General features: G+C 68.4%; 12 protein-coding genes. 8 read left to right on the top strand and 4 right to left on the bottom strand.

What is annotated here, in order from left to right; genetic code table 11:
* From dqs_RS15440 to fhuE, 3 genes are all read left to right on the top strand, one after another.
* Positions 1–1,164: a PepSY-associated TM helix domain-containing protein gene (locus dqs_RS15440; RefSeq protein WP_065341036.1), complete on the top strand. Its 1,164-nt coding sequence runs from the start codon at positions 1–3 to the stop codon at positions 1,162–1,164.
* The gene (locus dqs_RS15435; RefSeq protein WP_065341035.1) at positions 1,161–1,616 is read left to right on the top strand and encodes a hypothetical protein; all 456 of its coding nucleotides are present in this window, start codon (positions 1,161–1,163) and stop codon (positions 1,614–1,616) included. The genes dqs_RS15440 and dqs_RS15435 overlap by 4 nt, the downstream gene beginning before the upstream one ends.
* Before the next feature lie 314 nt (positions 1,617–1,930).
* The gene (fhuE, locus tag dqs_RS15430; protein ID WP_065341034.1) at positions 1,931–4,150 is read left to right on the top strand and encodes a ferric-rhodotorulic acid/ferric-coprogen receptor FhuE; all 2,220 of its coding nucleotides are present in this window, start codon (positions 1,931–1,933) and stop codon (positions 4,148–4,150) included.
* Positions 4,151–4,162: 12 nt separating this feature from the next.
* Here fhuE and dqs_RS15425 read toward each other — a convergent pair whose 3' ends face one another.
* Positions 4,163–4,813: a dihydrofolate reductase family protein gene (locus dqs_RS15425; protein WP_065341033.1), complete on the bottom strand. Its 651-nt coding sequence runs from the start codon at positions 4,811–4,813 to the stop codon at positions 4,163–4,165.
* A 68-nt stretch (positions 4,814–4,881) separates the two neighbouring features.
* Complete coding sequence (locus dqs_RS15420) at positions 4,882–5,787, bottom strand: LysR family transcriptional regulator (protein ID WP_065341032.1); 906 nt, start codon at positions 5,785–5,787, stop codon at positions 4,882–4,884.
* A gap of 123 nt (positions 5,788–5,910) precedes the next feature.
* On the opposite strand from dqs_RS15420, the gene dqs_RS15415 reads away from it, so the two are divergent.
* Together dqs_RS15415 and ycaC are read left to right on the top strand one after the other, a co-directional pair.
* Entirely contained in the window at positions 5,911–6,807 is an 897-nt protein-coding gene (locus dqs_RS15415; RefSeq protein ID WP_065341031.1) for a pirin family protein, read from the top strand.
* A gap of 107 nt (positions 6,808–6,914) precedes the next feature.
* Positions 6,915–7,541 (top strand): isochorismate family cysteine hydrolase YcaC, encoded by a 627-nt coding sequence (gene ycaC, locus dqs_RS15410; RefSeq protein WP_065341030.1) that lies wholly within the window; start codon positions 6,915–6,917, stop codon positions 7,539–7,541.
* Between the two features lie 49 nt (positions 7,542–7,590).
* Here ycaC and katG read toward each other — a convergent pair whose 3' ends face one another.
* Positions 7,591–9,792, bottom strand: a complete 2,202-nt coding sequence (gene katG, locus dqs_RS15405; protein ID WP_065341029.1) for a catalase/peroxidase HPI — start codon at positions 9,790–9,792, stop codon at positions 7,591–7,593.
* A gap of 313 nt (positions 9,793–10,105) precedes the next feature.
* Between katG and dqs_RS15400 the strand changes: the two genes are divergently transcribed.
* The 3 genes from dqs_RS15400 (at position 10,106) to dqs_RS15390 (ending at position 12,154) form a co-directional block, all read left to right on the top strand.
* On the top strand, positions 10,106–10,666 hold the full coding sequence (locus tag dqs_RS15400) for an NADPH-dependent FMN reductase (protein WP_065341028.1): 561 nt from the start codon (positions 10,106–10,108) through the stop codon (positions 10,664–10,666).
* A gap of 295 nt (positions 10,667–10,961) precedes the next feature.
* A complete protein-coding gene (locus dqs_RS15395; protein ID WP_065341027.1) occupies positions 10,962–11,507 on the top strand; it encodes a dihydrofolate reductase family protein in 546 nt (181 codons plus the stop codon).
* Positions 11,504–12,154 (top strand): class I SAM-dependent DNA methyltransferase, encoded by a 651-nt coding sequence (locus tag dqs_RS15390; protein ID WP_065341026.1) that lies wholly within the window; start codon positions 11,504–11,506, stop codon positions 12,152–12,154. Before dqs_RS15395 ends, dqs_RS15390 begins: the two co-directional genes overlap by 4 nt.
* A gap of 160 nt (positions 12,155–12,314) precedes the next feature.
* Here the strand turns inward: dqs_RS15390 and dqs_RS15385 are convergent, their stop codons facing one another.
* On the bottom strand, positions 12,315–13,136 hold the full coding sequence (locus dqs_RS15385) for an ankyrin repeat domain-containing protein (protein WP_065341025.1): 822 nt from the start codon (positions 13,134–13,136) through the stop codon (positions 12,315–12,317).
* Between the last annotated feature and the right edge of the window lie 106 nt (positions 13,137–13,242).

Here is a 13,242-nt window from a genome sequence, read left to right as displayed (position 1 = left end):
ATGGCCCTCAATCGAAAACGCTGGTTCCAGGTCCACGGCTGGCTGTCGCTGCCGGTGTGGGCGGTGTTCTGCTTCGTCTGCATCACCGGCACCATCGCGGTGATCAGCCACGAACTCACCTGGCTCACCAACCGCGATGCCCGCGCCGAGAACCCGCGCGGCCTGCCGCCCCAGCCGCTGCCGGCACTGGTGGAGGCGGTGGAGCGGGTGGTGCCGGGCGCCGAGATTCGCCAGGTGATGGTGTTCGAGCCCTATCTGGTCACCGCGGTCGGCTTTGCGATGCCGGGCAAACCGCCGGCCATCGCCTACGTGAATCCCTACACCGCCGAGGTGCAGGCGATCAACCACGGCCTCACCTTCATCGGCTTCATGCGCGCGCTGCACGGCTGGCTGCTGTTCCCCTGGCATCACAGCTGGAGCGTCGGCTACTACCTGGTGGCGGCGATGTCCATCGTCACGCTCGGCGCGCTGGTGACCGGCGTCGTCATCTACAAGCGCTTCTGGCGCGCCTACATGCGGCCGCAACTGCGCCCCGCGGCGGGCACGCGGGTGCTGCTGGGCGACCTGCACCGCCTGGCCGGCGCGTGGTCGCTGTGGTTTCTGCTGGTGATCGGCGCCACCGGGCTGTGGTACCTGGTGCAGGCGGTGCTGTGGCACAGCGGCACCCATGTGTGGGAAGACCCCGCGCCGGTCGCGCTGCACGAGCTGCCGCTGACCAGTGGCGAACCGCCCGCCAGGATCGCGCTGGTGCAGGCGCTGGGCGCGGCGCAGCGCGCACTGCCCGAGATGCAGCCGCGCTGGGTGTCCTTCCCCGAACACAACCGCGCGCACTACGGCATCGCCGGCAGCGGCGACAACATCCTGTACGACGCGCAGTCGTGGCGCGCGCTGGTCAATCCATGGACCGGCGAAGTGGATGCGGTGCGCACGCCGGCCGCGATGAACGCGCTGCAAACCGTCGCCCACATTGCCGACCCCTTGCACTACGGCACCTTCGGCGGCCTCTGGACGAAGGCGATCTGGTTCGTGTTCGGCCTGCTGCTGAGCGCGATGTCGGTCACCGGCTTCCTGATCTGGCGCAAGCGCACCTTCGGTGCCGTGCGCAAGCCGGCCCCGCGCCACGCTGCAGCGCGCGTGGCTCCCGCCGAAGGAGCCCGGCCATGATCGCCGCCTTGCGCACCCGCTGGCCCCGCGCCCGGTTCTGGCTCAACGCCTTCGTGCTGGTGGCGCCGGGGTGGTTTCTGTACGCCTCGCTGACGCCGACCTTTCCGCCCGCGTGGCCCACCCAGGCCGCCGGCCCTTTCGAGGTGACACCGACGCCGCACGACGACGCCGGGCCTTACCCGCACGACGGCGCGCACGTGAAGGATTTCAGCTTCCGCTTCTGCGACGACTGCGTGGCCCGCATCCGCATGGCCTACGCCAACGCCGGCCCCGAGCCGATCGCGGTGCTCGACGGCGAAGACGGCGTGGTGCACGGCCACGGCGCGCTGCAGGAAGCGCACGTGCCCTATCCGTCGCACCCGGGTCCGGAAGACCGGCTGTGGCTGACGGTGCAGGAGTGGAACGGCACGCTGCATCGGTTGGCGTGGCCGCTGCCGCGACCGACCGACTGAGCCGGCGTCCGCCGCGCCCACCGACCGACTGAGCTGGCGTCCGCCGCGCCCATCCGCTGTCCCTTGCTGCTTCCGCCGCTGGCGCCTGCGCCGGGGGCGGCGCTCCTTCGTCTTTCACCGTCCTGAGTAGCGATGAGTTTCAAGCCCGCGATCCCCTGGCCCCCTCCCCTTCAAGGGGAGGGTTGGGGTGGGGATGGGGTTTGCGCGGCGCTGAACCGAACCCCATCCCCATCCCTGCCTTCCCCTTGAAGGGGAAGGAGAAAACCGCCGCTTGGCCCCGTCGCTATGCAGGCTCCCTCCCGGAGAACTCTCCCATGCCTCGTTTCGTCCCGCCCCCCAACCCAATCCCCAACCCAATCCCCAACCCAGCCCTGACCCCGCTGGCGCTCGTCCTCACCCTGATCTGCACCCCCATCCTCGCCACCCCCGCGCTCGCCCAATCCACCACCCCCGAAGCCCCCCGCATCCTGCAGCCCGTCACCGTCTCCGCCGACACCGCCCCCGACCCCGCCACCGAGGGCACCGGCTCCTACACCACCCGCGTCACCCGCAGCGCCACGCGGCTGGATCTGTCGATCCGCGACACGCCGCAGTCGGTCAGCGTGGTCACGCGCGAGCGCATCGACGACCAGGGGCTGCAGTCCATCACCGACGTGGTGGCGGCCACCACCGGCGTTTCCACCAAGGTGAACGACAGCTCGCGTTCCAGCTTTTCGGCGCGCGGCTTCGCCATCGACAACCTGCAGATCGACGGCATTCCCACCACCTGGAGCACCGGCTGGAGTGCGGGCGAAACGCTGACCGACACCGCCATCTACGACCGCGTCGAGATCGTGCGCGGCGCCACCGGGCTGATGACGGGGGCGGGCAACCCGTCGGCGGCGATCAACCTGGTGCGCAAGCATGCCGACAGCACCGTGTTCACCGGCGCGGTCACGCTCGGCGCTGGTTCGTGGGACAACTACTTCGGCACGGTGGATCTCACCACGCCGCTCAGTGCCAGCGGCAGCGTGCGTGCCCGCGTGGTCGGCAGCCTGCAGAACCAGGATTCCTACGTCGATCTCTACCACAACCGCCGCGAGACGCTGTACGGCGTGGTCGATGCCGACCTCGGCGAGCGCACCCGGCTGTCGGTGGGCGCCAGCCGGCAGGAGAACGATCCCGACGCCTCGCAGTGGGGCGGGCTGCCCACCTGGCATGCCGACGGCACGCGCACCGACTGGCGCCGTTCCGCCACCACTGCGGCGAAGTGGGCGTCGTGGGCGTCCTCCCATCGCACCCATTTCGTCCGGCTGGAGCACCAGTTCGACAACGGCTGGAAGGCCGAGCTGATGCTCAACCACGGCGAGAACGAGGGCGATCTGAAACTGCTCTACCTGTACGGAACGCCGGACCGGAGCACCGGCCTCGGCATGGGCGCCTCGCCGGCGCGCTACGCGGTCAGCCGCAAGCAGGACGACATCGGCGTGCACGCCAGCGGCCCCTTCGAACTGCTGGGCCGCAGGCACGAACTCGCCTTCGGCCTGATGCGCAGCGAGCAGGATTTCGACGCCACCCGGCGCGCCGCGGCGGGCGTCAGCCCGGTGGGCAACTTCAACCTGTGGGACGGCAATTACCCGGAGCCGGCGTGGGGGCCGGAGTCCCTCTCCGAAGCCTATGAAACGGTGCAGGAAGCCGCCTACGCGGTGGCGCGCCTCAGCCTGGCCGATCCGCTCAAGCTCATCGTCGGCGCCCGCGTCAGCAACTGGACGCGCGATGGCCAGACCCCCACCGCGCGCTACGAATTCGACCACAAGGGCGTGGTCACGCCCTACGCCGGGCTGATCTACGACATCGACGCCCAGCACTCCGCCTACGCCAGCTACACCGACATCTTCAACCCGCAGAACTACCGCGACCGCAATGGCGACTACCTCGATCCGCTCACCGGCAAGAGCTACGAGGTGGGGGTCAAGGGCGAGTACTTCGGCGGCCGCCTCAATGCCTCGCTGGCGGTGTTCCGCATCGAGCAGGACAACCTCGCCCAGACCGATGCCGGCTACCTGGTGCCGGGCACCAGCAACCAGGCCTACTACGCGGCCCAGGGCACCACCAGCGAAGGCTACGAGATCGAGGTCGCCGGCGAACCCGCACCGGGCTGGAAGATTGCCGCCGGCTGGACCCAGTTCGAAGCGAAGGACGAGGAGGGCGACAAGGTGAACACCAACCACCCGCGCCGCATGCTGAAGCTGTTCACCACCTGGCAGCTGCCCGGCGCCTGGGAAAAGCTCACCGTCGGCGGCGGCATCAACTGGGAAGGCGAGAACTACACCGCGGTCACCAACCCGGTGACCGGCGCCGCGGAAAAGCTGAAGCAGCGCCCGTATGCGCTGGTGAACCTGATGGCGCGCTACCAGATCAGCAAGGCGGTTTCGGCCCAGCTCAACGTCAACAACCTGTTCGACAAGACCTATTACAGCCAGATCGGCTTCTACAACCAGCTCGCCTACGGCGCCCCCCGCAACGCCCAGCTGACGCTGAAGTACCAGTTCTGATCCGGCTGGCGGTCAGGCGCCCGTGCGCTGTATCAGCAGGTGGCCGGCCTTCTCCGAGGCGCTGAAGGCGGTGCACTCGTAGCCGAGCGCCGGCAGGTCCAGCCCGGCGAACAGCGCTTCGCCGCGCCCCAGCAGCACCGGGGAGAGGGCGATGTGCAACTCGTCGATCAGCCCGGCGCGAAGGTACTGGCGGATGGTCGCCGGGCCGCCGCCGATGCGCACGTCCTGCCCTGCGGCGGCGGCGCGCGCCTGGGCCAGCGCGTCGTGGATGTCGCCGACGAAGTGGAAGACGGTTCCGCCCTGCATCTGCAGCGGCGGGCGCGGATGGTGGGTGAGCACGAACACCGGCACATGGTAGGGCGGCTCGTCGCCCCACCAGCCTTTCCAGTCCAGGTCTGGCCACGGCCCGCGCACCGGGCCGAACATGTTGCGCCCGAGTATCCAGGCGCCGACGTTGTCGAAGCCGCGTGCGGCGAAGTCGTCGTCGATGCCGGTGGTGCCGCCTTCCTGGCCCAACACCTTGCGCTGGAAGGTGCGCGTGGGCAGCACCCACTCATGCAGCGCCATGCCGCCCACGCCCAGCGGATTGTCCAGGCTCTGGTCGGGACCGGCGCCAAAGCCGTCGATGGAAACGGCGAAGCTCTCGACTCTCACGCGGGTCATGGCGCGGCTCCTGGGACGGGATTTCTTCAGGATGGCAGGGCGCGGGCGGGTTCGCCAGCCGCCTCGCCTCAGTCCTCGTCCAGTGCCCCGAACGCGGCGGCGAGGTGGTCGATCAAGGCCCGCACCGCCGGCAGCAGGCCGCGGCGCGAGGGATAGACCACGTGGATGATCTCGCGCCGCGGCGCCCACTGCGGCAGCAGGCGCACCAGGCTGCCGGCGGCGAGTTCGTCGCACACCATCAAGGTCGGCAGCTGCACCACGCCGACACCTGCCAGCGCCGCGCGCTTGAGCGCCACCATGTCGCTGGTGATCAGCCGCGGCCGGTGGTGCAGCGTGGCCTGCGCGGCGTCCGGGCCGTACAGCGTCCACAGGTGGTCGTCCTGCGGCGGTCCGAGCGCAAGGCTGGGATAGCGGTCGAGGTCGGCCGGCGCGGCGGGGGCGCCGAGCGCGCCGATCAGCGCGGGGCTGGCCACCAGGCACTGGCTGCGGTCGGACAGCACGCGCAGCACCAGCTCGCTGTCGGCCAGCGGTGGCGGGCGCACCCGCAGCGCGAGGTCGAAGCCCTCGTTGAGTGGCGACACCCGGCGGTTGGTCGCTTCCAGATGCAGCTCCACCTGCGGATGCGCGGCCAGGAACTCCGCCAGCATGCGGCCGACGTGGGCGTGCAGGATCGCGATCGGGCAGCTCATCCGCACCACCCCGCGCGGCTCGGCGCGGGTGCGCTCGATGGCCTCCTGCGCCGCTTCGGCCTCCACCAGCATCGCGCGGCAATGCTCGTAGTAGGTCTGGCCGATTTCGGTGACCGAGAAGTGGCGGGTGGAGCGCTGGATCAGGCGCACGCCCAGGCGTTCCTCCAGCAGCGCGATGCGCCGGCTAAGCTTGGATTTAGCGAGCCCGAGCGCGCGCCCGGCGGCCGCGAAGCCGCCGTTGTCGACCACCCGGACGTAGTAGTAGAGGTCGTTCAGATCCTCCATCGCGCTTGCCTCACTGTTCCATTGATAGGACGCTGAGAGCGAATTTTGCCGTCTTATCGCACCGGCGGTGCATCTTTATAGTGATTTCCAGGCTGTTACCCAGCCATCAGTCAGGAGATGAAGATGAAGCGCATCCTCGGTGTCTACGCTGCCCCGCGGTCCCATTGGGTGGGCGACGGCTTTCCGGTGCGTAGCCTGTTCGACTACCGCAGCCACGGCCGCCAGCTCAGCCCCTTCCTGCTGCTCGATCACGCCGGCCCGGCCGTCTTCGAACCGACCGCCGCGCAGCGCGGGGTCGGCGCGCATCCGCACCGCGGTTTCGAGACCGTGACGCTGGTCTATCACGGCGAGGTCGCGCACCGCGACTCCACCGGCCAGGGCGGCCTGATCAGCCCCGGCGACGTGCAGTGGATGACCGCCGGCGCCGGCATCCTGCACGAGGAATTCCACGGCCGTGCCTTTGCCCGCAGGGGCGGCGAACTGGAGATGGTGCAGCTGTGGGTGAACCTGCCGGCGCGCGACAAGATGACCGCGCCCGGCTACCAGGCGATCACCGCCGCGCAGATTCCGGTGGTGGAGCTGGCCAATGGCGCCGGCAGCGCCCGCATCGTGGCCGGCGAGCTGGACGGCCGGCGCGGGCCGGCGCACACCTTCACCCCGCTGGCGGTGTGGGACCTGCGTCTGAACGCCGGCGGCTACGTCGAACTGCCCGTGCCGGAAGGCTGGACCGGCGCCGTGGTGGTGTTGCGCGGCACGCTGCAGGTGAATGGCAAGGCCATCGTGCGCGACGGCCAGATGGCGGTGCTCGACCGCAAGGGCGAGGGCGTGGCGCTGGAGGCCAACAACGACGCGCTGGTGCTGCTGCTCGCCGGCGAGCCGATCGACGAACCCATCGCCGGCCACGGTCCCTTCGTGATGAACGACGCCGACGAAATCAACCAGGCGATCGACGACTACACCGCGGGCCGCTTCGGCCGGCTCGACCCCCAACCCGCGCCGGCAGCCGAACCGGCGGCATGAGGAACCGGCGTGCGGCAATTCCGCCGCACGCCCCATCCGCCGCGCCGTCCGCTTCGCCCACGGGGCAGGGCGGCGCGGCATCCCCCAGAGAGCAAAGGAGCAAAACCATGGCCCAACCCTACGTCCGTCTCGACAAGAACAACGCCGCCGTGCTGCTGGTCGATCACCAGGCCGGCCTGCTGTCCCTGGTGCGCGACATCGAGCCCGACCGCTTCAAGAACAACGTCCTGGCGCTGGCCGACCTCGCCAAGTACTTCAAGCTGCCGACCATCCTCACCACCAGCTTCGAGGACGGCCCCAACGGGCCGCTGGTGCCGGAGTTGAAGGAGATATTTCCCGAGGCGCCGTACATCGCCCGTCCCGGCCAGATCAACGCCTGGGACAACGCCGACTTCGTGCAGGCGGTGAAGGCCACCGGCAAGAAGCAGCTGATCATCGCCGGCGTGGTGACCGAAGTGTGCGTGGCCTTTCCGGCGCTGTCCGCGCTGGAGGAGGGCTACGAGGTGTTCGTGGTGACGGATGCCTCCGGCACCTTCAACGAACTCACCCGCGATTCCGCCTGGGACCGCATGTCCGCCGCGGGCGCGCAGCTGATGACCTGGTTCGGCGCGGCGTGCGAACTGCACCGCGACTGGCGCAATGACATCGAGGGCCTGGGCACGCTGTTCTCCAACCACATCCCGGACTACCGCAACCTCATCACCAGCTACACCACGCTGAAGGGCGGCAAGTAAACGGCAGCGCCCCGCCACCTTGCGGGTGGCGGGGCGCTTGTGCCGCTTCTTACTTCACATCGAAGCGGTCGAGGTTCATCACCTTGTTCCAGGCGGCGACGAAGTCACGCACGAACTTCTCCTTCGCGTCGTCCTGCGCATACACCTCGGCCAGCGCGCGCAACTGCGAGTTGGAGCCGAAGACGAGGTCCACCCGGGTCGCCGTCCATTTCAGCTCGCCGGACTTGCGGTCGCGGCCTTCGAAGCTGTCGCCGGCCGGCTTCCACGCCGTGCCCATGTCGAGCAGATTGACGAAGAAGTCGTTGCTGAGCGTCTGCGGGCGCCGGGTGAACACGCCGTGCGGCGAGCCGCCGGCGTTGGCGCCGAGCACGCGCAGGCCGCCGACCAGCACCGTCATCTCGGGCGCGGAGAGCGTCAGCAACTGCGCCTTGTCGACCAGCAATTCCTCGGCCGACACCGCATACACCTGCTTCTGGTAATTGCGGAAGCCGTCGGCGATCGGTTCCAGCACCGCGAAGGATTCGACGTCGGTCTGCTCCTGCGACGCATCCATGCGGCCGGGGGTGAAGGGCACCTCGACCACGTGGCCGGCCGCCCTGGCTGCCGCCTCCACCGCGGCGCAGCCGCCGAGCACGATCAGGTCGGCCAGCGACACCTTCTTGCCGCCGGGCGCGGCGGCGTTGAAGCCGGCCTGGATGTCGCCGAGCACGCTCAACACCTTCGCCAGCTGCGCCGGCTGGTTGACGTCCCAGTCCTTCTGCGGCGCGAGACGGATGCGCGCACCGTTGGCGCCGCCGCGCATGTCGGAGCCGCGGAAGGTGGAGGCCGACGCCCACGCGGTCGAAACCAGCTCGGCAATCGACACCCCGGAGGCGAGCACCATCGCCTTCAGCGTGGCGATGTCGGCGGCGTCGATCAGCGGATGGTCGAGCCTGGGTATCGGGTCCTGCCAGATCAGGTCTTCGGCCGGCACTTCGGGGCCGAGGTAGCGCGATTTCGGCCCCATGTCGCGGTGGGTGAGCTTGAACCAGGCGCGCGCGAAGGCGTCGGCGAAGTCCGCCGGGTTCTTGTGGAAGCGGCGCGCGATCGGCTCGTAGATCGGGTCGAAGCGCAGCGACAGGTCGGCGGTGGTCATCATCGGCGGGTGTTTCTTCGACGGGTCGTGCGCGTCGGGAATCATGTCCTCCGGTTTGACGTTCTGCGCCACCCACTGGTGGGCGCCGGCCGGGCTCCTGGTGAGCGCCCATTCGTAGCCGAACAGCATGTCGAAGTAGCCGTTGTCCCACTTGGTCGGGTTGGGCTTCCACGCGCCTTCGATGCCGCTGGTGGTGGTGTGCACGCCGTGGCCGGTGCCGAAGCTGTTGATCCAGCCCAGCCCCTGCGCCTCGATCGGCGCGCCTTCCGGTTCCGGTCCGACGAGCTTGGGATCGCCGGCGCCGTGGGCCTTGCCGAAGGTGTGGCCGCCGGCCACGAGCGCCACCGTTTCCTCGTCGTTCATCGCCATGCGGGCGAAGGTTTCGCGCACGTCGCGGCCGGAGGCCACCGGGTCGGGATTGCCGTCCGGGCCTTCGGGATTGACGTAGATGAGGCCCATCTGCACCGCGGCCAGCGGGTTTTCGAGCTGGCGCTCGCCGCTGTAGCGGCTGTCGGGCTTGTCGCTGGTGGCGAGCCATTCCTTCTCGGCGCCCCAGTAGATGTCCTCTTCCGGCTGCCAGATGTCGGCGCGACCGCCGCCGAAGCCGAAGGTCTTGAAGCCCATGGATTCGAGCGCGCAATTGCCGGCGAGGATCATCAAATCGGCCCAGGAGATCTTGTTGCCGTACTTCTGCTTGATCGGCCACAACAGGCGGCGCGCCTTGTCGAGGTTGCCGTTGTCGGGCCAGCTGTTGAGCGGCGCGAAGCGCTGGTTGCCGGTGCCGCCGCCGCCGCGGCCGTCCGCGGTGCGATAGGTGCCGGCGCTGTGCCAGGCCATGCGGATGAAGAGGCCGCCGTAGTGACCCCAGTCCGCCGGCCACCAGTCCTGCGACATCGTCATCAGCGCGTAGAGGTCCTGCTTGAGGGCGGCGAGGTCGAGCGTGTTGAACTCGGCCGCGTAGTCGAAGTCCTCACCGAGCGGGTTGGAGGCGGGCGCGTGCTGGTGAAGGATGTTCAGGTTCAGCTGGTTCGGCCACCAGTCGCGGTTGGCGCGGGCCGTGGCGGGGCTGCGGACGCCGTGGGCGGCGGCAAACGGGCATTTGCTTTCGTTGTTCATGGAGGAACCTCCTTGCTGTCGTGATTTATGGGTTCTGCGTGCTCCCCGTAATCACAATAGCCGCGCCGCCTGCTGCCTTCTAACGAGTTGTTCGCATGAGATGAATAGCCGAAATTTATCGCTACCAGGGAGGTGTGATCGAATTGTGCTATGCAGCGAAACGGCCTTTCGCTGACTGCCCGCCCGACATCGCATCGCGAACGCCCCGGCGGCGGTGCCTTGCCCGCTTCGGCTGAAACCGCCTCCATCCCTGTTGCATGCCGGCCCCACGCCACCGGCCGGGACCCCACAACCAACCCCAGTGGAGAAACGCATGAGCGACACCCAGCAGATCAAGGTACTCGGCATTTCCGGCAGCCTGCGCAAAGGCTCGTACAACAGCGCCGCGCTGCGGGAAGCGCAACGCGTGGCCCCCGCGGGCATCCAGATCGAAATCGCCGACATCGCGCAGATTCCGCTCTACAACGACGACGTCCGCGTGGCGGGTTTCCCGGCGCCGGTCGAACACCTGATCGCGCAGATCCGCGCCGCCGACGCGGTGCTGTTCGTGACGCCGGAATACAACTACTCGGTGCCCGGCGTGCTGAAGAACGCGATCGACTGGGTCTCCCGCGCCCCCGAGCAACCGCTGGCCGGCAAACCCGCCGCCGTCATGGGCGTCAGCCCCGGCCGCCTCGGCACCGCCCGCGCCCAGTACCACCTGCGCCAGATCATGGTGTTCCTGGACGCCCACCTGCTCAACAAACCCGAAGTCATGATCGGCAACGCCGGCCAGTTGTTCGATGCCGATGGCGCGCTGACCGACGAAGCCACGCGCGGCTACATCGTGCGTTTGCTGGAGGCGCTACGGGAGTGGACGATCAAGCTGCGCTGACGGGGGCTTCGCCTCGGCGACTGGGTGAGTAGTGGCCCCAGGCTGGATTGATTTCCTCAGTGAACGTAAAGCAGGGGAAAGCGCTTTCCGCTGACTGCGCTTGCCACCTCTCACCCGGCGGAGCAAAGCAAACGCCTTGGAGCGGCAGCCGGTTTGCTCCCTCCCCTTCAAGGGGAGGGCAGGGGTGGGGATGGGTTAAGCCCGCGTTACCAATCCCCCTGCGTCCTCTTGAAAGGAAGGAACAAACCCCATCTCTCCCAGCCCAATGACGCCTCCACCCTCTCATCATTTCCCCATGCCCCTCACCGCCTCCGTCTTCATCGCCACCAGCCTCGATGGCTACATCTCCCGCGCCGACGGCGCCATCGACTGGCTGGAAACCGCCAACGCCACCATCCCGCCCGGTGAGGACTGCGGCTATGCGGATTTCATTGAATCGGTAGACGTACTGGTCATGGGCCGCAACACCTTCGACCTGGTAATCGGCTTCCCCGAATGGCCCTACGGCGGCAAGCCGGTCATCGTGCTCACCAGCCGGCCACTGCAACTACCCGCCGCGCCGCCAGTCACCGTGTCGGTGTCGAGCGAAACCCCGGCGGCGCTAACGAAACGGCTGGAGGATGAGGGCGTGCGCCGCATCTATGTAGACGGCGGCATCACCATCCAGCGCTTCCTCGCCGCAGGGCTGATCGACGACCTCACCGTCACCACCATCCCGGTGCTGCTCGGCAGCGGCCGCCGGCTGTTCGGCGCGCTCGATGCCGACGTGTGGCTGGAACGTGTCGCGACTCGCGCCTTTCCGTTCGGCTTCGTCCAATCCACCTACCGCGTGCGCCGATGAACCGCGCTTCCTACAACGCCATCGCGCCGCGCTGGGACGAAGCGCGGCGCAGCTTCTACGGCCGCGAACAGTTCTATCTCGACACCCTGCTGGCCGGCGTGCCGTCCGGCGCCACGGTGCTGGATGCCGGCTGCGGCACCGGCCGGCCAATGGCGGAATACGTGATCGCGCGCGGCATGCGGGTAGTGGGCTACGACCAGTCGGAAGGCATGCTGGCGTTGGCGCGGCAGCGCTTTCCCGAACAAAGGTGGATATGCGCCGCGCTGGAGAATTGCGAGTTCGACGGTGGTGAGGCGGCGGGCGCCAAAAGGGAGGATGCGGAAACCGGCGGCGCGCGCTACGCCGCCGCCATCTGCTGGGATGCGCTGTTCCACATCGAGCGCCACCACCACCAGAACATCCTGCGCCGCATCCGCGACCGCCTGCACCCCGGCGCCCGGCTGATGCTCACCTGCGGCGGCTCCGCACATCCCGCCTTCACCGACACGATGTTCGGCGAAACCTTCTTCTACGACTCGCACACGCCGGAAGAGACGCTGGCGCTGCTGGCCGGGCTCGGCTTCCGGCCGCTGGTCGCCGAGTTCATGAACCCACCCACCGGCGGCCGCGACAAGGGGCGTTACGCGGTCGTCGCGCAGCTTGGGTGATCGCTACTGGTCGCGCTTGGGCCACAGCGGAGGCCCCGCCCCAGGCCCGCGATGCCAGGTCGAACCGTCCCGTACGAGGCCGGCGCCACGGCGGTCGCACGCGCGGTAGCCGGCGCCCGGGTCATCGCGTGGCGCACCGGCTGCAGGCGAATCGTCCCGCCTATTGGGGCTTGGGCGGACTGGCGGGGGCCGCCGCGTCTGCCTTGACGCCCTTGCTTGCCAACAGCGCGAGGATTTCGGCGCGTTGCGCTTCAGCGGCGATCTGCCCCGCCAGCGACAGGACCGTTTCACCCTTGCGTGTTCTGGCGCCCACATCCGCCCCGTGCTCGATCAGCAGCTTGGCGACGTCGGGCGCGCCGCCGGCCAGGGCGAGCAGCAAGGGCGTGTTCCCCAGCGCATCGCGCACATTCACGAAGGCGCCTTTCTTGATCAGGCGCTCGGCGATGAGTTGATAGCCTTGCGTCGTGCTGCCGCACGCCACCAGCAGCGGCGTCAGACCCAGCCTGTCCTTCGCGTTGGGGTCGGCACCCGCATCAAGCAGAATCTTGGCCACGATCGTGTAGCCGCTCTTCAACGCGATCAGCAACGGCGGCGTTCCGTCCTCATCCGGCAGATTGACGCCGAAGTTCGATCGAACGAAGAGATCGATGATTTCCGGGTCGCCCTCCCGAACCGCATGGAGGAAGTCTTCGCTCTTGAGCGCGATGCCGCGCCGCGCCAATTCATGAATCGCCTGTTCTTTCCGTTCCGCCGCGCGGAACGTCGCCACCTCCCTGTACTCACGCAGGAAGATGATTTCGTTGAGCACCTCGAGCGGAAATCCCTTGCGCCCGCCACGCTTGTCGATCAGCAGGTCGCTGAAGTAATCGTGGATCTGCGGCGTATCCCACAACTGCTCCATCTTGACCAGGATGCGGTCGAACTGCGCTTCAAGATGGAAGGGGTAGTTGTCCCCGAGGCTCTCAAAAATCGGATGTTTCATGCTCAGCGGCTTGATGGTGTGAACTCGGCGCAGCGACGCCCGGGAACGAGGCGGCGCGGCAGATGCGGCCGCGCAGGCGTACCACAAACGGAATAGTGCGCGAGCG

The organism is Azoarcus olearius (genome assembly GCF_001682385.1).
GTDB lineage: Bacteria > Pseudomonadota > Gammaproteobacteria > Burkholderiales > Rhodocyclaceae > Azoarcus > Azoarcus olearius.
This window is presented reverse-complemented; position numbering and strand designations above follow the sequence as displayed.